Raw genomic sequence first — 21962 nt, 5'->3', positions numbered from 1 at the left:
CGTGGTCTCGCCGAGCCGCACGGGCTGGCCGACAGGCGCCAACCGATGCCGTCAGCAGGCGTGTTTGTAGGCGATCTCGACGACGCCGCACCGGTTGTGGCTGCTGATCGCCAGGGTGCCGAGGCCCGGACCGGCGGAACGGGCCGCTACGGGCTGGTCATCCGGTCGCCGGGTCGAAAGTGTTGCGGGCCGCGGCGGCCGGTGAAGTCAGCGCGACCGCGGATATCTAGGACGACATTCCTCGTCGGTACTCCGAAATGTTCATTCGCCTGTTGAAAAGGCCATGCGAAAGGTCGGGGAGCCGCGCCGGTCGGGGCCGGAAAATGGCACGATGTGGGCCGCATCGCAGAATAAGGTCAGCGCACGTAAAGGGTGTAGCTCGGCACAAAGCCGGTCTGGCACCGGAAGGACACCCAGACATGGTGCGCCACGCCGTCCGCACCAACCTCGCGGCACTCGGTCTGCGCGTCGGCGACCTCGTTGAAGACGGCTGTGTACACAAGCTTCTCGCTGGTCCGCGGCTTGGTCCGCGGCGCGAAAGTGACGGTGAGGTCGTCGCCTGCGAAACGGGTGCGCACGGTCGTCGAGCGCCACACGCCCGCGGCCACCCCGGCCTCGCCGATGATGGCGGCGTGCCCGAAGTCATAGGTGCCAAGCAGTGCGGTGGTGCCGGTGGGCGCGGCCTGGGCTGCGGCAGGGGCGAGCAGGGCGGTCACGGTCGCGGCGAGGGCGGCGACATAAAACTTGCGCATTTAATTTCCTTTGCAAATAACCCGGGGATCTTCCCGTGGCATCGCAGGTGGATCGGAGGATTTTGCCTCCCGAGCGCCGAGACCATATCACCATTCCAAAGAGGACCGATGTGCATGGCGTCACAGTTGCGGAATAACTATTTGTACGCAATTAACGAATGTTAAGTACGGGGTGTCAACGAAATGCCAGCAAGCCGTCCAATCGGTTCAATGCGACATTGTGTGTCAGTTTCCCCCCGGCGGCATCCCTGGGCCAGGGGGAGGTTGTCGGCCGGCAACTGGGCACCCGGCGCGGTGCAGCGATGCCCGGGCTCCTGAGCGGGGGCGCCGACCAGAGCGACAGGCGTGTTGACGGTGGTGAAGTGATGCGCCGGTGGTGGATTGCGCTTGTGGTCGGAATTGTCGCCGTCGCGGTGGGGGTGTTCCCGGTCTGCAGGGGCTGGACCGGGCGGTCAAGTTGGTCAGCGTGTTCGGGTTGTTCGTGACCTTGGCCGGCTTGGATGTCTCGGTGGTGCGGTGACCGGGGTGCGCCGCAGGCCTGGCGAAGGGCGTGCGGGTTCGGTGACCACTCGGGATCGACTCCGCCGGTGGTCACGCGCGGAATGAGCAGAAACAATGACAGACCGGTCCGCTGGTGGTGCAGGTCGTGCACGGGTTCGAGGGTGTCGGCAAGTGCACCCTCGCCCCCGGGCTCCCTTGGTGCCCGAGCCGGCTGCTGCCCCAGCGACCAGGCCCGGCAGTGCCGCGCGGGGCCATTGATCTATGACTCGTTCCACTGTCGTCGGCAGGTGTAGCCGGTCACCGGGTTGGATATGGTGGCGTCCATGGTGACGGCCCGGGATCCGCGTACGGCGACCCGGTCGTTGCTGCTGGTCTTGGCTCTTGCGCTGACCGCTGTTCTGGGTGTGCAGGTCGCCACGCGTGCTGTCAGCCACGCCACCAACGGTGTTTCCGCGGTCGCTGTCGAACACGTGCCGCACAGTGAGGTCACCGCGGATGTGGTCGTCCGCCCCAACACCCCGCTGCCCGCCACGGCTGGCAGCCCCGTGGCGGACCGGGCGTCCTCGCTGCAGGACCAGCATGCTGCCGACGTCCGCGGGTCGCGGGCGCCTCCCGCCATCGCCGTGTGACCGTGCCCGGGCCGGCTGGCGCCGTGTGGCCCGCTGCAGTCTCACCGGATGCCCAGGTGCCCCGCTGGTAGCGATTCGCTGCTCGCTGGACGGCTCGGGTCTGGAGTTCTACCGCGGCCGCCGAGGCGGCGAGGTGGAACTCGATGGCAGAACTGACGCGCGTGGACAGGGACATTTCGATCATGAATGTGGCACTGATGCTTTTGCGTGAGCCCGGCCTGCTGGCCATCTGGCTGCTCCTGCTGGTGCTGGCCGGCCCGGCGCTGGTGGTGCTCGCCAGCCCCGAGGGGGTTCGCGAGCCCGGGCAGGCGTTGCGGCAGGTAGCCGAAGTGCTCCGCCGCTACCGCGAGCAGCAAGCCCGCAGCCGGCAGCAAGCCGAGGAAGTGCTGCGCTACGCCGGCGAACTCGACGCCGCAGCCGCGCACGCGGCGACGACCGCGCAGCGCTGGCACGAGCACTGGCAGCAGGCACAGCAGTGCCTCGACACGGCCTGGCAGGCCTGGCTGGACGCCGATGCCCGCCTGAGCCGCGCTCGGGCCGCCGCGGCATTCTCGGTGCCGCAGACCGGTGTCACACCGGCGCAGTACGCCGAACGGGAACGCTTCCTGCGCCGTGCGGTCCTGGCCGCGGCACGGCACGGGGAGTTGCCCATCGCCGCAGTGGCCGATGCTCTCGCCGGCCGCAATGGCTGGAATCCCCGCCTGCAGCAGGCCGAGCAGGAGCTACACATTTACCGCGCCTCCGCCGCATACCTGGCGCGGCGTTACCGCCAGGCAGCCGCTGCGGAACGCGTCGCCTGGCATGACGCCCAGCTGGCCGCCGCGACCCGGGACGGTCTGCGCGCCGAGGCCGCCGCGGCCGCGACACAATCCGCCGCTGCCCGCCGGCTGCTGACCAGCATCCCGGCGCGCCGGCCCGCGAAGGCCCAGCAGGCCGTGGTCACCAGAGCTGCCTGACCTTCCTCATGACGGTGGAGCCGTCAGCCCACAGGGGGCCACCGTCGGTGGCAAGGCGGGCAGCTGGCTGCCGCTCACTTGGGGTGAGTCGCACACCGTGGGGCGCGTCGTGCTCTATGACCGCCCGAACCCGAGCGACCGGATCACCGGCGGGCGGCTTACGTTCAGCGACGGCAGCGTGCTGGACGTGCCCGCTCTGCCCGGCGACGGATCCGGCCTGGACCTCACGTTCGCGTCGGCGGCGGGTCCGGACAGATCGCAGTGCCGATCGGCGGAGCTGAGAGGTGCGAGTCAACTATCTAGGCTCGCCGCTGTTCGTCGAGTCATCACCCGAGGATCGCGTCGTGTGATCGGCGGGGCGGGCGAGTGGCGATCAAGGACATGGTGCCGGTCAGGGCGGCGCCCGTGACTCCCGTCACCAGCGCCAAGATGAGAACGCTGTTGTCCGGTAGTGGCACCAGGAGCAATGCGAATTCCCCGGTATAGCTGTTCTGAAGAAGTGACTTCCCCATCTCCAAAGCGGTCAGGCCGAGCAGTGCGGCGATCATGCCGATGACGGCCGACCCAAGCACGAAGGGCGCCCGTACATACCAGTTGGATGCGCCAACGAGCCTCATGATGGCGAATTCGTCCTGCCTGACATGTGCCGTGGCCCGGCTCATGGTGCCGATCAGGAATGCCGCCGCGACCGCCATCAGTAATGCCGTCACCAGGGCGCCGGTCCGAATCGCAGTAAGATGCGCCGTGGCCTGAGCGACGTCATTGCGTTGGTCGATGACCTGCTGAATACCGGCACGATTGCCCAGCTGCGTGGTGAGAGCATCGTATTGTCCGGAGGTAGTGAGTTGCACCTGGAAGGAATCCGTGAGTTGCCGCCGCGCCGCATCGACCAGCTCCGGTGAGTCGCCCCATTGGTTCTGAAGACGCCGCAGCGCCTCCTGGTTGCTTTCGAAGCGGACGGCAGCCACCGCGGGGTTCGACTGTAGGGCCGCGGCGACAGCGGTGCGCTGGTCGTCCCGGACATCCGGGGTCAACTGGATCGTGACGTCGGTGTGTCGGTGCGCGCCTCTCATCGCGTCGACTTCCAGATACGTGGCCAGACTGCCCGCCAGCAGAGTCAGTGCCACGGTGGCCGTCGCCAAGGCGGCAAAGGACAGGAGAAGATGGCGCCGCAGAAATCTGACCGTCTCGGTGAAGAGATACTGCCAGCGCACAGAGGCTTCCTTTCGGTGGTCAGTACTGCCAATCGCGCCAATGCACCTTATCGTCGGTGATGGCGTCCTTTCCGTAACCGGGCGGCAACGAATGTCTGCGGCGTCGGCATTCCTCGCGGCTCCGACCAGTTCGACGCTCGCATGTACTTTTGGTGTCCGTTCCTGGCAATGACGAAAGCCATCCTGGCAAATTTCTCCGACTGACGCAAGGGTTGCTCGCCTGCGCGAACCGGCGTTCGATCCCGCTACGAAACTTGCCCGGGTCGATTATTCGGCGTTCGTGTGACGCGCGGTGATTCCGCAATCTACGTTCGGTGCCGCGAATGTTGCGAAATGCATGCCGCGCCATGGCTATCGGAAGGTCCGTCAAGACTCGGCGGAACGCTCTGCCTGCTCCGCCCGAGGAGCGAAGATCCAAACGCCGGCGACAGGAAGGGGCGAAAGTCCCGCGGATGCGGGCCACCAGCGTCCTTGACCGCCTCCTTCCGACACGCGCAGCGCCACGGTGGGCCGGCTGTTACTGCTGCAACCCAATCACTCCCGGGCGATCAGGATCGGACAGTCCGCGTGGTGCAGCAACTGCTGGCCGACCGAACCCAGCAGTATTCCGGTCACCGTGCCGTGACCGTGGCTGCCGACCACTACCAGTTGGGCGTGGTGCGAGGCGCCGACGAGCAGCCCGGCAGCCGTTCCGGTGGCGATCTGGGCCTGCACCGGCACGTCGGGGAACCGGTCGATCCACTCGGCGAGCAGGCGTTCCACCGTGCCGGCATGCGTTTTCGCGAGTTCGTCGAGGTCCGGCGGCGGGATAGGGGCGAGGCCCGGTCCGACCGGCGGCAATGGCGTGGCGTAGGCGTGCACGGCGAGCACCGGCGTGTGCCGACGGCGAGCGGCGTCGAATGCGGCACCGATGGCCAGGCGGCTGCCTGCGGAACTGTCCACGCCGACGATAACCGGACCGTCGATGGCCAGTACCCGGCCGCGTACCACTACCGTGGTGCAGCGCGAGTGGGTCGACACCCGGGAGCTGACCGAGCCAAGCATGAGGCTGGTGAAGCCACCACGGCCGCGATGCCCGACGACCAGAAGGCCGGCGTCCTGGCCGTGTTCGAGGAGCACGGCAGCCGGGTCGCCGGGCACGACGACGGTGTGCACGGTCACGGCGGGTGCCAGCGTGCTGATCTCGGCGCGGGCTTCCGCCACGACAGCTTCGGCGAGATCGGCGGCGCCGGTGAGATCCCGGCGGGGTAGTCCGGGCGTACCGGCCCAGGTGGGGTCGTAGGCGTTGAGAATGGTCAAGGGCACGTCGCGGCGCTGGGACTCCACCGCGGCCCAGCGGACTGCGGCCTGGGCCGGGGCGGAGCCGTCGGTGCCGACCAGGACCGGTCCCATGCTGTTCATCGGTCACCTTCCGGTGTGCGTTCCGTTCCTGGACCGTTGAGATCAGGAGAGTCATCTACGGTCACGATCGGGCCGGAGCCGGCGGGGGCGCGCTTCCGCCGTTGGTGGCCGGCGCCGCCGGCGCGGGCCGGTGGCTGGCCTCCGACTCGTGGGTGAGGAAGTTTCCGAGCTCGCCGATGGTGCTCATCAGCGGCGCGGGGAAGACCACGGTGGTGTTCTTGTCGACGCCGATCTCGACCAGCGACTGCAGGTTGCGAAGTTGCAGGGCGAGAGGGTGAGCCATCATGGTGTCGGACGCGTCGCCGAGTGCGGCGGCGGCCAGCGATTCGCCTTCCGCGTTGATGATCTTCGCCCGCTTTTCCCGCTCGGCCTCGGCCTGCTTGGCCATCGCCCGTTTCATCGCGTCGGGCAGCTGGATGTCCTTGAGCTCGACCAGGGTGACCTCGACGCCCCAGTCGACGGTGGTGACGTCGAGGATCATGCGGATGTCGTCGTTGATCCGGTCGGTCTCGGAGAGGGTCTCGTCCAGGCTGTGCCGCCCGACGACTTTGCGCAGCGTGGTCTGGGCGATCTGGTTGATCGCCGCCCGGACGTTCTCGATCGCGACGACGGACTTGATCGCGTCGACGACGCGGAAGTACGCGACGGCGGAGACGTCGACGCTGACGTTGTCGCGGGTGATGATGCCCTGCGACTGGATCGGCATGGTGACGATGCGCAGCGAGACGCGATGCATGACGTCGACGATCGGGATGAGGAAGCGCAGGCCCGGATCGCGGGCGCCGACGACCCGGCCGAGCCGGAAGACCACGCCGCGCTCGAACTGTTTCACGATCCGCACCGACAGGACGAGCAGCAGCACCGCCACGGCAGCCACGATGATCAAGGTAAGAGTGAGGGTACTCATCGGAAATCTCCTCCCGCACGTGCCGACGCGGAGGGAGAGCCCGCCGCGACGCGTGCCTGCCTCCAGAGTCCGGCGCCGGGTGTGTGGCTGTCAGGGCCGGACGTCCCACGCCGACATGGATGGACGACCCCTCGTTGAGGCGCCGAGTGGGACGTCCGGGCGACCGGCTGTCGGGTCCAACAGCTCTGCCGGGTTGCGGTGGTTCGGGTATCTCGGCCCGTGGCGTACTCGGCTTGTGGCCGTCATCCTGGAGTCCGATGAAGCCGTTTGTGAGCCATCCCGCTGAGGTGCCACCGGGTTACCCGGGCGGTTATGAGCGAGAGCTGCGGCTCGCGGGAGGGCGACTGGCGCAGATTCGCCCGATCGTTCCGGCGGACCGGTTCCCACTCGCGTGCGCCATTCTCGCCGCTGATGCCGACACCCTGTACCGCCGTTTCCTGGGATCACCACCGCCGCTGACGCCGGCCCTGCTGACCTACCTCTGCACCGTTGACTATCACAAGCGGTTCGCCCTAGTCGCCGGGGATCCGGAGACGGGGGACGGGATCGCCGTCGCTCGGTACGAGGCGACGGGTGAAGCCAGCGCTGAGATCGCTGTGGCGGTGGATCCGCGATGGCGGCGCATCGGGCTGGCCACCGCCCTGGTCGAAATTCTCGCCGAGGCAGCCCTCGAACGAGGCATCCATACCTTCACCGCCTCCTACCTGGCCGAGAATCGGCCGGTGGCAGCGTTGCTCGCCCTCGTCGGCAGTGATCGGACCGCGAAGATTCGCGAAGGGCTGGCGGAGGCTGTTGTCGCCTTGGACCCTGCCAGTGTTTCGGAGGCCGTGAAACGACTGGAGGGTGACGGCTCCTCACCATCGCAGTGATCCGCCATGGCGCAGCTGAGTGCCGGCATTGCTGGTGGCGGAGATGTCAGGCCCGGGCGGCATCGTGCCGATGCCGCCCGGGTTCCGCGTCGCACGGGCCTTCGCCAGTCACGATGTCGGCCCCTCGACGGCGGGGTATCCAGCCGGGCGCCGTTGACCGGCTGGATCGGTCGAGCATCGCCAGTGATGACCCTGGCCCAACTGATCCTTGATCGGCGGAGTCGAAATTCCCCCTGAGTCAGGCCGAAGGTCCCTGGAGGACCGCGCGAGTAGGTCACTTCACCGCTGGCTTCGCCCGGTATGCGGCGTCGACGGATGTTCAGAGGCGGTCCCTCGACGTCGATCGACACCTCAGACGTCCAGGTGGTAAGGCACCGCACCGCTCAGCTTTCTGGCCGCGGCAGCGCAAGAGCCTGATCCTCTGGCGGACCGTTGGCGAGTGTCAGATCAAGGACAGCCTCAGGTTAGACGGCGTACCCCAGGGCCACGGTCGTGCCGTAGCTGCGGAACAACCGGATGAGCGGTGAGCGCGCCGAGCGACAGGGTCCCGCCGAAGTAGTTTCGTCCGCTTTGGGGGTTGTGATCTGTCACGGCGAGGCGTTGCGTGGAGCGGGTGCGAGGACCCGATGTGGATGACGTGCCGGACTCGATCGGCGGCTGAGTCGCTGCTGCGGTGAAGGGTGGACGATGAAGACGATCACGGAACAGTCACTCGAGTCAGGCGTCACCACCGTGCGACTGGTCGGTGACCTGACGAAGGCCGGCCTTCCGGCTTGCCGCAACAGCATCGCCAAGGCGGCCGCACAGTGCCCAGTGGCGGTTGTCGTGGACCTTTCCGAGTTGCACCACGCCGACCCGTTGTTCGGCAGCATGGTCGCCACGGCGACCTTCAAGGCCCAGGAGAACTGGGGAGTGCCGTTGCTCTTGTGCACCGCCAACAGCGAGATCCGTGGCCACCTGGCGAAGTTCCGCAGTTTCGTGGCGCTCTACGAGCAGCGGTCGCAGGCTCTGCTGGCGGTGCACGCCTACGTCCCGCGCTGGATCAAAAAACGGTTTCCGCCGGTGCCGGCAAGCGCCGGCGAGGCCCGATCAATCGTCGGCGACGCCTGTTGGAGCTGGGGACTGCGGCATCTGCGTGATCCTGCCCAACTGGTCGCCTCCGAACTGGCCAGCAACGCCATCGTTCATGCCGGCACCGATTTTGATCTGATGCTCGGATACACCGGCCGCTTCTTGCGCATCGCGGTCAGCGATGGCAGCGGGGCGATGCCCTCCGTGATCAAGGAGCCGCCGGTGACAAACGCGATCATGCCCGGAGGCACCGGGCGGGGGATGCGGATCATCGCCGCTGCCGGTACGCATTACGGTGTCACCCGCACACGTAGCGGCAAAGTCGTCTGGGTCCTGATCGTCGCCCATGACCGGTGACGGCACGAGGCCAGCATGCGATGTCCGAAGTGACGTTGCCGCAACCCTGTGTAGCGGAGCGCGGCTGCGGTGTCCAGGGCCGACAGTCGGCGGGACTGCGGGAATGACAGTGGCTTGCCAGCCGGTCAGTGACGTTTCGCCGGGTGCTCGAACGCTCGGCGCAGCTCCCGGCGGATCGCAACGTCGTCCTGACTGGTCATCTGCCTGACCGCGACCGTTCCGACGATGGCGGCACCGATCCCGGCCAGCGTGAACAGCATCCGGCTGGAGTCCGCCGGGACGGCTACCGGCCCGAGCACCATCTGCCAGTTCTCGCCGGCGCCGGCGAGGGCGCTGGACAGAGCGATGGCCAGCAACAGCATCGCTCGTGCCGAGGTCTGCACGAAGGCGAAGACCCTGCCGCGTACGCCGTCGTCCACCTCGGCGCCGATGAGGGTGACGCCGCACAGCAGCGCCAGACCCGCCCCGAAGCCGACGACCAGGACGGCTCCCAGCGCCGCGGTCAGTCGCGGCATCATCGCCAGCGCCACCACGGCCAGTCCCGCCACCTGTACCGCCAGCCCGAACAGCAGATGCCGGGACAGCCGGCCGGCGAGCCGCGGGCCGGCCACGACGCCGAGGCCGAAGCCGACGAACAGTCCGGCGAACAACAGCCCGAAGGTGGCGTCCCCGCCGCCGAGCGACCGGCTGTAGAACCGGGCGCCGCCGACCACGATCCCGGCGCCGGCGAACGCGCCGAGCAGCCCGGCGAGCAGCCCGCGCAACAGCGGTGTCGCGGTCAGGTAACGCCATCCGGTGCGCAACGCTGCCCACCAGGATTCGGGACGCGGAGCGGCCGCCTCGCGCCGGCCGGAGATCTCCCGGACGCCGAAGAAGACGACCGTGGCGCACGCGAGGAAGGTCAGCGCGTTGAAGTAGAGCGCGACGGCGGCTGCGCCGGTACGCCCGACGTGCGGCAGGCGTGCCGTCGCGGCGAAGGTCAGTGCCGCCAGCACCGGCGTGATGCCGTACGTCGTCACGATGGTCAACTGGTTCGCGGTCTCCAGCCGGCCCCGGGGCAGCAGGTTCGGGACGGCGGCCTCCTTGGCCGGGTTCCACACCATCGCTCCGGCCTGCGCGCCGAACGACGCGATCGCGGCCCACGCCACCACGATCTCGTGCTGATCGACCAGTTGCGCGGCGGCCGGGATAGAGGCGAACAGCAGGAACCGGGCCAGGTCGACGAGCACCATCGTGTGCCGGCGATCGAACCGGTCGGCCAGCACCCCGGCGAACGGGCCGAGCACCAGCCAGGGCAGCAGCTGCACCGCGATGATCGCGCCGAACGTCGCACCCTGTGCTGCCGGCGAACCCATCAAAGCCGATGCGAACGACGACGTCGCGAGCAGTCCGAGCCAATCGCCCAGCGACGACAGCCCGAACACCAGCCACAGCCGCCGGAAGGGGCGCAGCCGCACCACGTCCGCCAGCGCGGAGGACGACAAATGGCGTCCGAGGGTCACACCTCACCATCCGGTTCCGCGACGCCTGCCCGCCAGGGCCAACCGTCTCGCGATCTCAGGACCGCAGGGATCCGCTCCCGGCATGCGATCGGTGGCCGGAGGCCGGCCGGCGAGCGGGCGTCGTGGGTGGGGCGGCGGTCACCGCCGCCAGCCCGGCGACCACCTCGGCGGCCGATGTGGTACCCGTCCAGAGGATGCGCTGCCGATGTGCGCCGGTGCCGCGCCGGCGCAGCTGCTCGAGCAGACCGGTGACGGTCTCCGCGTCACCGAGATCGGCGAGCGTGCCCCGCACGTGGTCGACGAGCCCGGCGACGAGATCCCAGGCCGGCACCGTACGGCCGGACATCGGATCCACGCCCGCGCCGGTGAGCCCGTTCCGGGCTGCGGCGAGCAATCCGGCGACCAGCCGGGGAGACGGCACCGGGGTCAGGGCCAGCCCCGCCCGGATCTCGGTGACCGCGGCCGCGACCAGGGCCCGGACCAGGATGGCGATCAGCACGGTCGTGTCGGCGTCGGCGCAGGAGTCGGCGACGCGCACCTCGACGGTCGGGTAGCGCGGCGACAGGCGGGCGAGCAGATAGACGCTGCGCTCGTCCATCGCCGCACCACGGCGCAGCAGCTGCTGAATCACGCGATCGTATTCGGCGGCGTCCTGCCACTCCCCGGGCGGGCGGCCGGTCGGCCACTGGGCCACCACCGAGTACCGGTGGCTCGCCCAGCCGGTGTCGTGACCATCGGCGATGGGGGAGTTGGCGCTGATCGCCAGCAGAGTGGCCAGCCAGGGCCGCAGCCGGGCGAGCACCTGGACGCCGAGGTCCCGAGTCGCGACCCCGACGTGGACATGGCAGCTGCAACAGCCGAACTGCGCGGTCAGCGCCGGATACCGCAGCGCCAGGCCCCGGTAGCGCGGTGAATCGCTGAGCGCGGACAGTCCGGGCGCGCCGTAAGGTGCCATCCCGCTGGCGACCAGCGCACAGCCCAGCGATCGAGCGCCGGCCGCGGCCAGCGTCCGCAACCGGGAGATCTCCCGTCGCAGCTCGTCGGCGCCGCGACAGACGGCGGTGGTGGTCTCCACTTGATAGCGCATCAGCTCCGCCCGTGGACCGGGTTGCTCGCGCAGCCTGTGCAGCAGCGCGGGGCCGGCCGGCACCGGCCGGCCGCTGTGCGGGTCGAGCAGGAGAAACTCCTCCTCCACCCCGAAGGTCACGGCGGTGGGCTCCGGTACGGCCGACCGGCCCGCCATCAGCGGCCGCGGAGAGTGGGACATCATGTGGCTTCTCTCTGGCGATTCTCGAGGACGGCTTCGGGCGTCCGGCAGACCGGTCAGTGGATCACGGCCACGGTGCAGGCCGAGTGGCGCAGCAGGTGCTGGCTCACCGAACCGAGCAACAGACCTCGCACCACCCCGCGCCCGCGACTACCCACCACAAGCAGTTGCGCCGTCGCGCTGGCCTCGGTCAAAGCGGCGGCCGGATGCCGGATCACGGCGTCGGCCGTGATGTCGATCCCCGGTTGTGCCGAGCGCAGTTCGCCGACCAGATCGTCGAACGGCTTGCGTTCCTCGGCGTTCACCGAGCGCGCGATGGCCGGGCCGGTCTCCCCGATCGCGGTCACCGGCGCGAACGCGCCGATCACCCGCAGCGGCACCGCGCGGGCGGCGGCCTGCTCGGCGGCGAAGGTCAGCACCTCCGCTGAGGTCTCGGAGCCGTCGATGCCGGCGACGACCGGCGCGCCGGAGGCGGCGTCGCCGCGCACCACCACGACCGGGCAACGAGCGTGCGCGCTGACCGCGGCGCTGACCGAGCCGAGCAGTTCCGCCACCGCGCTGTGCCCGCGGCAGCCGATCACGATCAACCCGGCGTCGGCGGACCGATCGATCAGGGTCAGCCCGGCGTATGCGCGTACCGTCGTAGCTCGGCTGTCCACGCCGGGATGTGTCCGCCGCGCAGCCGACACGACTTGGTCCAACATGGCGGCGATGCTCTGTTCGAGGTCGGCCGGTGGGCGCACCGCGGGCGCGGGAACCATGCTCGCCGCCGGCATCCAGAGCGGCTCCTCGAAGGCGTACAGGAACTCGACCGGCGAGGCGGTGCGAGCGGCATGGTCCAGCGCCCAGGCGGCCGCCGTCCGGGCCGGAGCGGACCCGTCGTACCCAACGATGATCTTTTGATGGCTCATGGCTGCGCTGTCCTTCCGACCTCACCGCCGGACCGGCGGGCTACGCCTCTCACCGTCATCGCGGCGGGCGCCGGTGGTCAGGGTCACCCGGCCGGATCCGGCAGGCCGGACGGCCCTGGTCCCGGGCCAAGAAAAGATTTCCGCACGGTACGGCGTGACGCTGAGGTGCCTGGTCACCCTGTCTGGTGGGTGGCCGCCGCGAGCCCGCCCCGGACCCGCGGGGTTCTGCGCTCCGCCGCGGCGACCTCGGCCGGCACGGGTACCGCGATCCGGGTCCGCCACGCTGCGGGGTCGTCCACCTGATCGGGCCCGACCAGGTACTCCTCCCACATGACCGGCACAGCTCTGATCCGGTGTGCGGCGAGCCACTCGCTGAGCCGGTCGTAGCTGCCCAGCAGGCTGTTCCAGGAGCCGAGGTGAAGGACCTGCGCCGCCGGGCCGCCGGGCAGCCGAGGGCTGACGAAGGGCTTGCCGACGAGGCGCGGCACCCTGGTCGGATAGGCCGCGGTCACCTCGAACCTGCCATCGTCGAGCGGGCGCAACAGCGACATGGCCGGCCCTCGTGGCGGTACGCCCAGGCGATGCAGCGCCGCCGCGACGATGGGCAGCATCCGCAGCGGGAAGGTTCGCAGGCCGTGCACGCCTACTTCGGCGCGGAGGCCGAACAGGCGAATCGGCAGCCGGATCGCCAGCTCGGCGTCGCACACCGCCGGATCCGTCGCGTTGGTGGTGTAGTGCTTCATTGCCTTCTCCTTCGCGAACCTCGGGCCACCCTCGACCATGGGCGAAGTTCGATATTTCGGCCCAGGGCCGGACGGCCCTTGCGCGAGCAGATCCTGACGGCTGCAACAGCGTCGTCGTTCGGTCCGCGGGCCCGCCGGACAGACGGGACACGGAATCAACACCGCTGCTGACGGGGTCGCTGTCGCTGGGTCAGCGGACCGGCGGCGTCGGGGTTGCAGGGATTCACCGGTCCGCCTCGACCCGACCTGCCCGGCCGGCTCCGTTCAGTCGGTGTACGCCATCGTCGATCGGTACGAGGTCGGTGCCCAGGAGCCGGGTGGCCAGCCCGGGGCTGGGCCGCACGTTGTTGCCGGGACTTTCGTCCCTGCTGATCTCGGTGGTGCGGGGTCAAGGTGAGGGTGATGGAGGTGGTCGTCGTGCTCGCCGTGCTGCTGTTCCTGCTCTTCCTCCTGATGCTTGTCGGCCTCGCCACCTGGCCCGCGTTCCAGGCCGGGACGAAGCACGACAACAAGCGGACCGCCGGCGTCGATGCCCATGGTGCGCGGGCGGCGCCGGCAACGTTCGAGGGCGCATTGACCGTTCAGCTGCTGCGCGGCGAGATCAGCGCCGATCAGTATCGGTGCGCGCTGGAGCGGCTGGCCGCCCGCGACGACCGGGACCATCCGCTGTCGGTGCCGGAGCGAGGCGATCCCGGCGCCACCGCCTGAATCCGCCGGCGGGGCGGGCCGCGGGCGTAGGGACCTTAGACCCTTGGCGTGCCAGAGCGTCGCGGCCCACGCTGGACCGGTAGGCAAGCGCCGTCGAAGACCGAGGCGACGCGTCTCCAGATGGGAGATCGGCCGTGAACGCTCGTACCGGTGACCGGATCGTCATCGAAGGCAATCGGGAAGGCGAGGTCCGCCGGGTCGGGGTGATCACCGCCGTCGGGCACCCGGACGGACGTCCGCCTTACCACGTGCGCTGGCTCGAGGACGGACACACCAGCGTGATCTTCCCCGGTCCGGAGGCGCGCATCGAGCCCGCCGGTGGCGTCCAGGCGGCGACGGGACGCTGAACTCCCGGCCCGCGGCGAGCCGCCCGGACCACGGCCTGACGCGCCCGGATCCGTCACCTTCTCACGGTTCGGCGGATGGTCCCCGCGGAGGGGCCGTCCGCCTCTGACCGCGCTGCCGGTCGCGTGTCCACGATGGAGGCATACGAACCGAGCGCCCGGCGATGAGACGCCGCGCCTCGCTCTGGCCGCCGGCCTTCGCCGCGCCGGCTCGTCCGTTGCTCGCTGCCCGCCGCCGACGGCGGGGCAGTGCCTGTCCGGGCGAGGAGGAGGAGATGCGTTTCCGAAGGCTGAGTGTGCTCGTGGCGTCCACCGGTGTGGTGGCGGCGGGTCTGATGTCTCCGGCTGCGGCGGGGGCCGCGGCCACGACCGCCGCGCCGCCACCGGTGCGGACCAGGTCGATGGTCGTTCTGGGCACGCTGGGCGGCCCGATGTCCTACGGCTCGATGATCAGCGCGCGCGGCGACATCATCGGCAGCAGCCGGGATGCCGCCGGTGACACCTGGTCGACGGTGTGGTGGCGCGGCCGGATCAACCCGACCGCCATCCGGATCGTCAACGGTGGCATCAGCGGGATCAACGAGCAGCGCCACATGGCTGGAAGCGTCCAGGCCGGCAACAGGGAGAAGGTGTTCCTGTTGCGGCACGGCAAGATGACCTACAAGCGGCTGCCCGCGGGCGCGAAGGCGGGACGGTGCTTCCTGAACAACCGCGACCAGGTGGCGTTCACCAGGATGGACAAGGACGAGAGCTACCACGCGATGGTGTGGAAGAGCGGCCGTCTGAGCACCCTGCCGGTGCCTCGCGGCATTTACAGCCAGGTGGTGGACTTCAACAACCGTGGCCAGGTCCTCGGCATGATCCGGCGGCCGGGGTCGTCGGTCACCCGTGCGGTGTTGTGGCAGAACGGCAAGATGATCAAGCTCGGCACGCTGGGCGGCGCGAACAGTTATGCGCGGGACCTCAACGAGCGGGGGCAGGTCGTCGGCGACAGCACCACCAAGCGTCACGGTGAACACCCGTACCTGTGGCAGCGGGGCCGGATGACCGATCTGCTGGCCCACACCAAGGCGACCGGTGGCCGGGTGTACGCGCTCAACGACAAGGGTGCCGCGGTCGGCGTCGCCGACTTCGGCAACTCGTCCTCGGGCGTGCGCTGGCAGCACGGGCGGATGAGCCGGCTACACATCGGGACCTCGGGCCTGCCCGTCGCGATCAACAACCGCGGTGACATCGCGGGCCGGACCTGGTTGCCCACCAGCACCATGGGTGTTCCGTTCGTGCTCAGCCATGGGCGCCTCACTGTGTACCCGAAGCCGCCGGCGGATATCGCGACCAAGGTCATCGGGATCGACCGGCACGGTGTCATCGCTGTGGAGCAGGAGATCGGTGACTACGGGGTACGGCTGTTGCGTTCCCGGTGAGATCCGGTGTACCGGCCGGCCGGTGTACCGGCCGGCCAGTACACCATCACATCCACGCAAAACGAGCTGAAGATGCGACTCCTCCGCGACCGCGTGTCGCGCGCAACAGCGTGGCGGATCGCGCGGGAGAACGACTGGGACACTCTGCGCGACGCCGAGTACTTGGCGGTGACCCGGCTGCAGGCCGACGCTCTGGTCACCATCGATCCCCGCATGGCGGGCAAGGCGGAGCGGGTGGTTCCCGTCATGCCTCTGGGAGCTCTGCTCGTCAACGGGTAGCGGGACGGTGCCGCGGTGGGGCCGCCGCTCTACAGCGGGATGAGCCGGGCGGCGAGAGCAACCGCGGAGAGGTCTCCCTCGCGGAGTCGGGTGGCGGCGCCGGCTTCGCCGTAGGTCTCCAGGCGCTGGGCCGAGGCGGCGATGAGCGCCTGGTCGCCGTTGAGCAGCCGCTGGGCGACACGAGCCTGTGCCGGGCTGAGCTCGGCGTAGGCGCACCGGTCCAACGCGGAGATCGTCTCCTCGTCCAGGGTGCCGGCCAGCGCCCGGCTGGTGACCACCTTCAGCAGCCAGGACGGCCACCAGCCGTACTTACCGATGGCCCGGCCGGACCGGACCGCCATGGCCGGTGACTGGCCGGCCTCGAGCAGGCGCATCGTGAGCGGGCCGTCCAGGCGGTCCAGCAGAAGCGCGGCGACGAAGGCCTTGAGCAGCGCGGTGGTGCCGACGTACGGCTCGACCCCGGCTGCCGCCTCGGCCCATCTGCCGGTCAGCACGAGGCACAGCGCCTCGGCCTCGGCAGCGGCTGGTTCATCCGTGGTGGATCGCTCGTTGAGCCGGTGCACGGTGGCGAGCAGCCGGTCGACGGCTTGGCCGGCCCGCTCGGCCAGCTCCGGGCTGGCCGGCTTGTTCAAGTACCGGACCATGATCTCGGTGGCGATCTGCGCCTCCCGGCGCAGCAGCGGTGAGCCGATCCGTGGAATGATCACGTCGGCCAGGGCCTCGGTCATCGACGCCAGGTCCAAACGCTCGGAGGCCTCAGGGAATTGGGCCCACCACGATGCCGGATGGCCGCGGTGCGTCGGGCCGGCGGCTACGGCGAGAGAGATCGAAGAATTGCTGGGCATCGTGGGTGACTCTCATCCTTGATCCGTAAGACTTTTCCGGGCTGCCTCCAGTTGTCGGTCCGTGCCGGTGCGGATCGCAGTCCGCTGAGGTAGCAGATCGGTTGCGAGTCGCACCGCCCCCTGCGGGGTGGGGGAGTGGCTATTCGTACGCGATGGCGGAGAGCACGTTGAGGCGGGCCGACAACCACAGTCCCTTCGCGGGCGGGTGCTGGCCGGCTGACCGGGGCAGCCTGCTTGGTGGCCGGGGCTGGTCATCCACCGAGGACGAGAGGCGGCCGGCCCAGGCGCTCATCGACGCTCGCGCTGCACGCTGAACAGCATCCGGCATGATCCGCCTCCGCGGTGACGCCCGGTTTCGGCCAGGCGGCATCGCCCCGGACCGGGGCCGGGCCAGATCGTTCCGGTACGACCGCGGGCGGGCGGTCACCGCCGGATCCTGCCGGTGACACCGGGACCGGCGCTGCGGTCGCGACGGTGTCCGGGTACAGCGCCGGCACGAGCAGGCAGGCCACCGCCGAGCCGACGAGCTGGGCCCCGGCGAAGGCGGCGGCCGAGCGGGGCGCGATACCTGCTTCGGTGCTGGTCAGCATCCGCCCCAGGGTGACCGCCGGGTTGGTGAAGCAGGTCGACGAGGTGAACCAACAGGCTGCCCCGATGTAGGCGCCGACGGCAACCGGACCGTGGCTGCCGCGGCTGCTGCGCACCAGCGCGGCGATCAGCACCAGCAGGCCGGCGGTGGCGACCACCTCGCTGAGCAGTAGATGCCCGCCGTCACGGGCGGTGTCCGCCAGCGTCACGGCCGGTCGGTCGACCATCAGGTTCCCGAGGACGGCCCCGGCGGCGGCCCCGGTGACCTGCGCGCCGACGTACCCGATCAGCTCGATCCTGGTGAGGCCGGTGCCGTGCCGGCGGCCGAGAAACCAGTCGGCGGCGGACACCACCGGGTTGAAATGTGCCCCGGAGATCGGCGCCAGCGCGAAGATGATCGCGGCCAGGCCGAGCGCGACCGTGCTGGAGTTCTCCAGCAGCCTGAGCCCGGCGTCGTCGGGGGACAGGCGGGCGGCCATGCCGCTCACCCCGACCACGGTCACCAGCAGCAGCATCGTGCCGAGAAACTCGGCGATCAGTCGCCGGCGAAGCAGCGGGACGACCATGGGAACCTCCGGTCGAGCCGGCAGGAAACCGCTGATGATCGCCTGCGCGACGCCAGCGTAGGCAGCGTCGCGTCCGGTGGTTCAGGGCCTTCCGACCCCCTCGGACGGTGCCGTTCGGACGGCGCACGACGCGACCCGGGTCGGCCGGGTGGCGGGTTCTCAGTGCCTGTCTCGCTACTTCAAGATCGGGTTAGGGCCGGTTTTACGCTGGTGGTATGAGCGGTGTGAAGCGCGGTGCTCGGGGCTGGCTGTCGCTGGTCCCGCAGCCGACCGCCGCGGCTGAGCGTTCGGTAGCGAAGCCGCCGCGGCGTTGTCCGGTCTGTGGTGGTCGGTTGCCGGCGCTGGCCCGGGGTTTGATGGTGTTCTGCTCGCCGGCGTGCCGGGCGCGGCATTGGCGGGCGGTCCGGCGGAGCCGGGCCCGGATCGTCGCAGCCCGGGAGGACCAGCGGGTGAGGTGCCCGCAGTGTGGAGTCGAGTGGGTGGCTAGTTTGGATCGGCCGTTGTCGGCGGTGTTCTGTACCCCGCGGTGTCGCACGAGGGCCTGGCGGGCGCGGTCGCTCACACCGGGTCAGGTGAATGGGTGACCGCTGGCGGGGGACTGCGACCTTGCTGACCTGCGGTTCAGCCTGACCGGTATCGACCGTAGTTGCTGACGGCGGACCTCCTCGCCGCGCTGCGGGCGCCCCGGGTGGTGGAACGATGGTGGCGACTATCGGGCAGGTAACCCAGCAGCGGTATGACGAGCTGGTCGCGCAGTCGCGGGACCTGGTGCGTGAGCACGGCCGCATCCAGTTCAAGTTGGGTGACAACGCGCTGGAGATCGAGCCGATGGGCCGGCATGGCGGCTCGCAGCCGCTCCAGATGCCCGGACTTGGCGTGACCGAGGCGTTGCGGATGTTTGCCGAGGACATCGGGGTGGCGCCGGACACGATGAAGAACTGGCGGTGGGTGGCGTCGCGATGGCCGGTCGACCAGCGCCGCGACGACGTGCCGTTCCACATCCACCGTCTGTTGGCCTCGATCGCCGATGCCGATCAGCGGTTCGCGTTGATCGGTGAGCCGCCGGTGCTGGCCCGGACCGGTGAGCGCCGATGGTCCGAGGACGAGGCGAAGCGGCGGGTGGGCTGGCAGGTGACCCGGCCGGAGACGGTTCAGGAGAAGGTCCTCGCGGTGCACGCGCTGGTCGACGATGACGAGGTTGCCACCCGGGTCGCCACTGATCTGCTGCGCCGGCCCAAGGTCGCGTTCAAGGCGGCGGGCGAGACGACGGTACAAGAAAAGGTCGGTGCGGTGCACGAGCTGGTCCGTGACGATGAGGTCGCCTCGCAGATCGCCACGGATCTGCTGCGCCGGCCGGAGGTCGCGGCGCGGGCGATGACCGACACTACGGCCCGGCACCTGGTCAACCGTGCTCAGGCCGACCAGGCCCGGCAGGGTACCGAGCTGATTCGGCAGCGGACGCCGGCGCTTCAGCACATCGAGCACACCGGTGAGTTCCTCGACCTGGTGGGTGCGTGCGCGCAGTTCGTCGCGTCCGCCGGCCGTATCGTTCCGGGCCTGCGCGGGCAGAACTACACCGAGGACGAGAAGGCGACGGTGCAGCGCAACCTCGCGAGGGTGCGGGCGGCCGCGGATTGGATCGAGGGTGCGGTGGCCACCGGCCAGATCACCCCGGAGGAGGGCCTGGCCCGCCTCCTGGCCGGCGAGTAGCCCGGCCATGGGACGGGTGCCCGCGAGACGTCACCGGCGACCTGGTCCGGGTCGCGTTGATGGAGGCTCGTCCGGCCGGACTGACCACCCGGCAGTTGGTGACCGCGACCGAACTCAGCGCGTATCAGGTCCAGTCCGGGCTGCGGTTCCTGCGGGAGGTCCTGGCCGCGCAGAACCTGACCCCGCTGACCTGGACCCGCCGCGACGGCTACCAGCTGTCCACCGACCCCGCCGACTGGATCGCCTACGAACGAGCCTGCGTGCGCACCGAGCTGACCCGGATCTCCCGGCTGCTGAGCAGCACGGTCATCCCGCACGCGCAGAAGCTGCCCGACGACGAGTGGGTCCAACTCGTGCTGGGCCAGCTCACCGGCGTCAAATCCGCCCTGGGTCTGCTCGTACGCGGCGCATGACCACCATCGACCGCGGGAAGCTGGGCAGCTACGAACGCCAGTGCGTGGGTGAGGAACTGTCCCGGTTGTCCTGGCTGCTGGACACCGTGATCACCCCGTACGCCCAGCAGCATCCCGACGACGAGTGGGCCCACCTGGTGCTGGGCCAGCTCACCGGCGCCCGGACCGCTCTCCAACTGCTGGCTCGTGGCGAATGAACGCCACGATCACGGCCCTGCCCCGCCGCCGGCGTTACCCGTCGGACACCACCGACGCCGAGTGGGATCTCCTCGAACCGCTGCTACCGCCGCCCGCCAGCACCACCCCGGCCGGTGGGCATCCGGAAGCGCACCCGCGCCGGGAGATCGTGGACGCGATCCGCTACCTGGTCGACAACGGTTGCAAGTGGCGAGCCTTGCCCTCGGACTTTCCGCCGTTCCAGACCGTCTACGGGTTCTTCGCCCGCTGGGCCAAGAACGGCGTGCTCGCCCACATCCGCGATCAGCTACGCCGGCGGATCCGCGTCGACGCCGGCCGGTGCCCCCGACCGGTTACCGCGATCATCGACTCCCAGAGCGTGAAAGCGGCCGAGACCGTCAGCAAGCAGACGCGGGGATTCGACGGCGCGAAGTTGATCAATGGGCGGAAGCGGCACGTAATCGTGGATACGAGAGGCTTGCTCATGACGGTGAAGGTGACGCCGGCGGACGTCACCGACCGCGACGCCGCCCGCGAGATCCTGCCCGAGCTCCGCAGGCTCAACCCGGAGCTGACCCTGATGTGGGCCGACAACGCCTACACCGGTCTGGCCGACTGGGCGCGCAACGAACTCGATCTCACCTTCAAGGTCGTCAAGAAGCCGCCGAACCAGGTCGGGTTCAAGGTGCTGCCGCGCCTTCTGTGGAATCTAATTTGTCAAGTCTGTCCGGCTATGGCGGACCGCTGACGACGGCGTCACGGCCGACGACGGCGGTGAGAAGCCGGATCACGCCCTGAACCACGCGGCGTACCCGACCCTGGCGCCCCTTCCGAGTAGCGCCCGCCACAAGCGCGACACATTATCTGCGGCAGTTCAGTACGTGACGAGCTCGTGGTGTTTGATCATCCTGTGCCCGAGTATTGGCGGCCAGAACCGCAGATTCCCGACGATGACAGCGCTGGCGTCGGCCGGTTGCTGGACCGTCTCGAATGCCATCCGTCCAGCGATCTCTGGAAAGAACTCGAAGGCCTACTCATTGTCGAGGCCGAGTGTTGGGTCCAGGAGGGCTTCACGGCTCTGCCTGCTCTCGCTCGAATCGCACAGGACAGCGGTGAGAAAGACCGACATCAGGCTCTCGACCTTGCCGCAGTGATCGTCCGGACGCTGCACCGCAATCACCTGTATGACGAACTGGTCCGCGCGAACTCAGAGGCTGTAGCGGCTCTTCATCGCCTTGCTCAAGCCCGCCTGACCGACAGCGGCAACCTCACGCGCACCACGCTGCTGCAGGACACCTTGGCCTTCGCCGGCTACACGTTCTGGGCTTCGATCAGCATGGACTTCACTGACGAGCACTACCACGTGGGCTGCCCCCACTGCTCAACTCGCCTGGCGATCGTCATCGGCGAGTACGGCCACTACTCAGCGTTCCGCCACTACAACGACGGCGACATTCACCGGATCCCACTAAAGCCGGCCATCCCGGACGAGTTGACCGGGATAGGCCGATGGATGCACGACACCGCCGCTGCGGGCGGCGACATACTCCTTGCCGAAGGGCTGACCTACCTGTTCGGGCAGGCAACCTGCGGTCTATGCGGCAGCACCTTCGACGTCGCCGACTGGTTCGAAGCCGAGAACAGCGCTCACCAGCCCATCGACCCAATCGTCGCCAGAACTGACCGCTCGACGTAACACACCAGGCCGGAGGAGATCATCGTCGTGCCCGGATCGCACCATGAGAGCGAGTTGATCTTGTTCGATCTCCGACGGTTCAAGCTCTCGAAGGAAACGGATGATCGCCGCATGATTCTCGCGGTGGCCCGG

Annotated in this window: 23 protein-coding genes and 1 pseudogene; 14 read left to right on the top strand and 10 right to left on the bottom strand. The window is 69.3% G+C overall.

Going from position 1 to position 21962, the window contains the following annotated elements; genetic code table 11:
• Nucleotides 1–356: 356 nt before the first annotated feature.
• Nucleotides 357–752, bottom strand: coding sequence for a hypothetical protein (locus BJY16_RS31765; protein ID WP_185043215.1), 396 nt, complete (start codon nucleotides 750–752; stop codon nucleotides 357–359).
• Nucleotides 753–1576: 824 nt separating this feature from the next.
• Here BJY16_RS31765 and BJY16_RS31760 point away from each other — a divergent pair.
• The 3 genes from BJY16_RS31760 to BJY16_RS49120 all read left to right on the top strand — a co-directional run bounded on the left by BJY16_RS31760 (nucleotide 1577) and on the right by BJY16_RS49120 (nucleotide 3247).
• A complete protein-coding gene (locus BJY16_RS31760) occupies nucleotides 1577–1882 on the top strand; it encodes a hypothetical protein (RefSeq protein WP_185043214.1) in 306 nt (101 codons plus the stop codon).
• A gap of 143 nt (nucleotides 1883–2025) precedes the next feature.
• Entirely contained in the window at nucleotides 2026–2838 is an 813-nt protein-coding gene (locus BJY16_RS31755) for a hypothetical protein (protein ID WP_185043213.1), read from the top strand.
• The gene (locus BJY16_RS49120; RefSeq protein WP_425551367.1) at nucleotides 2831–3247 is read left to right on the top strand and encodes a DUF7402 domain-containing protein; all 417 of its coding nucleotides are present in this window, start codon (nucleotides 2831–2833) and stop codon (nucleotides 3245–3247) included. Before BJY16_RS31755 ends, BJY16_RS49120 begins: the two co-directional genes overlap by 8 nt.
• On the opposite strand, the gene BJY16_RS31750 is transcribed toward BJY16_RS49120, so the two are convergent.
• The 3 genes from BJY16_RS31750 to BJY16_RS31740 form a co-directional block, all read right to left on the bottom strand.
• Nucleotides 3165–4052: a cell division protein FtsX gene (locus tag BJY16_RS31750; protein WP_185043212.1), complete on the bottom strand. Its 888-nt coding sequence runs from the start codon at nucleotides 4050–4052 to the stop codon at nucleotides 3165–3167. The two genes, BJY16_RS49120 and BJY16_RS31750, sit on opposite strands and share 83 nt — an antisense overlap.
• Nucleotides 4053–4586: 534 nt before the next feature.
• On the bottom strand, nucleotides 4587–5453 hold the full coding sequence (locus BJY16_RS31745; RefSeq protein ID WP_185043211.1) for a universal stress protein: 867 nt from the start codon (nucleotides 5451–5453) through the stop codon (nucleotides 4587–4589).
• 61 nt (nucleotides 5454–5514) lie between these two features.
• The gene (locus BJY16_RS31740; protein ID WP_311775338.1) at nucleotides 5515–6330 is read right to left on the bottom strand and encodes a slipin family protein; all 816 of its coding nucleotides are present in this window, start codon (nucleotides 6328–6330) and stop codon (nucleotides 5515–5517) included.
• A 287-nt stretch (nucleotides 6331–6617) separates the two neighbouring features.
• Here BJY16_RS31740 and BJY16_RS31735 point away from each other — a divergent pair, with 287 nt between their 5' ends.
• The gene (locus tag BJY16_RS31735) at nucleotides 6618–7229 is read left to right on the top strand and encodes a GNAT family N-acetyltransferase (RefSeq protein WP_185043209.1); all 612 of its coding nucleotides are present in this window, start codon (nucleotides 6618–6620) and stop codon (nucleotides 7227–7229) included.
• Between the two features lie 687 nt (nucleotides 7230–7916).
• Nucleotides 7917–8657 carry a hypothetical protein gene (locus BJY16_RS31730; protein ID WP_185043208.1) on the top strand — a complete coding sequence of 247 codons (741 nt, stop codon included), beginning with the start codon at nucleotides 7917–7919 and terminating at the stop codon, nucleotides 8655–8657.
• A gap of 125 nt (nucleotides 8658–8782) precedes the next feature.
• On the opposite strand, the gene BJY16_RS31725 is transcribed toward BJY16_RS31730, so the two are convergent.
• From BJY16_RS31725 to BJY16_RS31710, 4 genes are all read right to left on the bottom strand, one after another.
• Nucleotides 8783–10159, bottom strand: coding sequence for an MFS transporter (locus BJY16_RS31725; protein ID WP_185043207.1), 1377 nt, complete (start codon nucleotides 10157–10159; stop codon nucleotides 8783–8785).
• Nucleotides 10160–10214: 55 nt separating this feature from the next.
• Nucleotides 10215–11429, bottom strand: a complete 1215-nt coding sequence (locus tag BJY16_RS31720) for a carboxylate-amine ligase (RefSeq protein WP_185043206.1) — start codon at nucleotides 11427–11429, stop codon at nucleotides 10215–10217.
• Nucleotides 11430–11482: 53 nt separating this feature from the next.
• Complete coding sequence (locus BJY16_RS31715; RefSeq protein ID WP_185043205.1) at nucleotides 11483–12337, bottom strand: universal stress protein; 855 nt, start codon at nucleotides 12335–12337, stop codon at nucleotides 11483–11485.
• Nucleotides 12338–12510: 173 nt separating this feature from the next.
• Nucleotides 12511–13080 (bottom strand): GyrI-like domain-containing protein, encoded by a 570-nt coding sequence (locus tag BJY16_RS31710; protein ID WP_185043204.1) that lies wholly within the window; start codon nucleotides 13078–13080, stop codon nucleotides 12511–12513.
• A gap of 408 nt (nucleotides 13081–13488) precedes the next feature.
• Between BJY16_RS31710 and BJY16_RS31705 the strand changes: the two genes are divergently transcribed.
• From BJY16_RS31705 to BJY16_RS31690, 4 genes are all read left to right on the top strand, one after another.
• Nucleotides 13489–13788: a hypothetical protein gene (locus BJY16_RS31705; RefSeq protein WP_185043203.1), complete on the top strand. Its 300-nt coding sequence runs from the start codon at nucleotides 13489–13491 to the stop codon at nucleotides 13786–13788.
• 134 nt (nucleotides 13789–13922) lie between these two features.
• On the top strand, nucleotides 13923–14135 hold the full coding sequence (locus tag BJY16_RS31700; RefSeq protein ID WP_185043202.1) for a DUF1918 domain-containing protein: 213 nt from the start codon (nucleotides 13923–13925) through the stop codon (nucleotides 14133–14135).
• Nucleotides 14136–14407: 272 nt separating this feature from the next.
• Entirely contained in the window at nucleotides 14408–15556 is a 1149-nt protein-coding gene (locus BJY16_RS31695; RefSeq protein WP_185043201.1) for a hypothetical protein, read from the top strand.
• A gap of 6 nt (nucleotides 15557–15562) precedes the next feature.
• Complete coding sequence (locus tag BJY16_RS31690; RefSeq protein WP_185043200.1) at nucleotides 15563–15835, top strand: hypothetical protein; 273 nt, start codon at nucleotides 15563–15565, stop codon at nucleotides 15833–15835.
• 29 nt (nucleotides 15836–15864) lie between these two features.
• Here BJY16_RS31690 and BJY16_RS31685 read toward each other — a convergent pair whose 3' ends face one another.
• Entirely contained in the window at nucleotides 15865–16563 is a 699-nt protein-coding gene (locus BJY16_RS31685) for a hypothetical protein (protein WP_239177247.1), read from the bottom strand.
• Nucleotides 16564–16931: 368 nt separating this feature from the next.
• Nucleotides 16932–17834, bottom strand: coding sequence for an aquaporin (locus BJY16_RS31680; RefSeq protein ID WP_185043198.1), 903 nt, complete (start codon nucleotides 17832–17834; stop codon nucleotides 16932–16934).
• 699 nt (nucleotides 17835–18533) lie between these two features.
• Here BJY16_RS31680 and BJY16_RS31675 point away from each other — a divergent pair.
• The 5 genes and pseudogenes from BJY16_RS31675 to BJY16_RS31655 all read left to right on the top strand — a co-directional run bounded on the left by BJY16_RS31675 (nucleotide 18534) and on the right by BJY16_RS31655 (nucleotide 21830).
• Nucleotides 18534–19544 carry a DUF6192 family protein gene (locus BJY16_RS31675; protein WP_185043197.1) on the top strand — a complete coding sequence of 337 codons (1011 nt, stop codon included), beginning with the start codon at nucleotides 18534–18536 and terminating at the stop codon, nucleotides 19542–19544.
• 59 nt (nucleotides 19545–19603) lie between these two features.
• The gene (locus BJY16_RS31670) at nucleotides 19604–19957 is read left to right on the top strand and encodes a hypothetical protein (RefSeq protein WP_185043196.1); all 354 of its coding nucleotides are present in this window, start codon (nucleotides 19604–19606) and stop codon (nucleotides 19955–19957) included.
• Nucleotides 19954–20154, top strand: coding sequence for a hypothetical protein (locus tag BJY16_RS31665; RefSeq protein WP_185043195.1), 201 nt, complete (start codon nucleotides 19954–19956; stop codon nucleotides 20152–20154). Before BJY16_RS31670 ends, BJY16_RS31665 begins: the two co-directional genes overlap by 4 nt.
• A pseudogene (locus BJY16_RS31660) lies at nucleotides 20151–20831 on the top strand (IS5 family transposase); the annotation flags it as partial. The gene BJY16_RS31665 and the pseudogene BJY16_RS31660, both read left to right, overlap by 4 nt.
• 213 nt (nucleotides 20832–21044) lie before the next feature.
• Nucleotides 21045–21830 carry a hypothetical protein gene (locus BJY16_RS31655; protein WP_185043193.1) on the top strand — a complete coding sequence of 262 codons (786 nt, stop codon included), beginning with the start codon at nucleotides 21045–21047 and terminating at the stop codon, nucleotides 21828–21830.
• The last annotated feature ends 132 nt before the right edge of the window (nucleotides 21831–21962 follow it).

This window comes from Actinoplanes octamycinicus, assembly GCF_014205225.1.
Taxonomy (GTDB): domain Bacteria; phylum Actinomycetota; class Actinomycetes; order Mycobacteriales; family Micromonosporaceae; genus Actinoplanes; species Actinoplanes octamycinicus.
Note: the sequence above shows the minus strand (reverse complement) of the source record. Positions and strands in the feature narration are given on the sequence as shown.

Bases quoted from the DNA above. Each gene is read 5' to 3' on its own strand.
- BJY16_RS31765 (WP_185043215.1), bottom strand. From the start codon at position 752: ATGCGCAAGTTTTATGTCGCCGCCCTCGCCGCGACCGTGACCGCCCTG.
- BJY16_RS31760 (WP_185043214.1), top strand. From the start codon at position 1,577: ATGGTGACGGCCCGGGATCCGCGTACGGCGACCCGGTCGTTGCTGCTG.
- BJY16_RS31755 (WP_185043213.1), top strand. From the start codon at position 2,026: ATGGCAGAACTGACGCGCGTGGACAGGGACATTTCGATCATGAATGTG.
- BJY16_RS31745 (WP_185043211.1), bottom strand. From the start codon at position 5,453: ATGAACAGCATGGGACCGGTCCTGGTCGGCACCGACGGCTCCGCCCCG.
- BJY16_RS31735 (WP_185043209.1), top strand. From the start codon at position 6,618: ATGAAGCCGTTTGTGAGCCATCCCGCTGAGGTGCCACCGGGTTACCCG.
- BJY16_RS31730 (WP_185043208.1), top strand. From the start codon at position 7,917: ATGAAGACGATCACGGAACAGTCACTCGAGTCAGGCGTCACCACCGTG.
- BJY16_RS31720 (WP_185043206.1), bottom strand. From the start codon at position 11,429: ATGATGTCCCACTCTCCGCGGCCGCTGATGGCGGGCCGGTCGGCCGTA.
- BJY16_RS31715 (WP_185043205.1), bottom strand. From the start codon at position 12,337: ATGAGCCATCAAAAGATCATCGTTGGGTACGACGGGTCCGCTCCGGCC.
- BJY16_RS31710 (WP_185043204.1), bottom strand. From the start codon at position 13,080: ATGAAGCACTACACCACCAACGCGACGGATCCGGCGGTGTGCGACGCC.
- BJY16_RS31695 (WP_185043201.1), top strand. From the start codon at position 14,408: ATGCGTTTCCGAAGGCTGAGTGTGCTCGTGGCGTCCACCGGTGTGGTG.
- BJY16_RS31685 (WP_239177247.1), bottom strand. From the start codon at position 16,563: ATGACCGAGGCCCTGGCCGACGTGATCATTCCACGGATCGGCTCACCG.
- BJY16_RS31680 (WP_185043198.1), bottom strand. From the start codon at position 17,834: ATGGTCGTCCCGCTGCTTCGCCGGCGACTGATCGCCGAGTTTCTCGGC.
- BJY16_RS31675 (WP_185043197.1), top strand. From the start codon at position 18,534: ATGGTGGCGACTATCGGGCAGGTAACCCAGCAGCGGTATGACGAGCTG.
- BJY16_RS31670 (WP_185043196.1), top strand. From the start codon at position 19,604: ATGGAGGCTCGTCCGGCCGGACTGACCACCCGGCAGTTGGTGACCGCG.
- BJY16_RS31665 (WP_185043195.1), top strand. From the start codon at position 19,954: ATGACCACCATCGACCGCGGGAAGCTGGGCAGCTACGAACGCCAGTGC.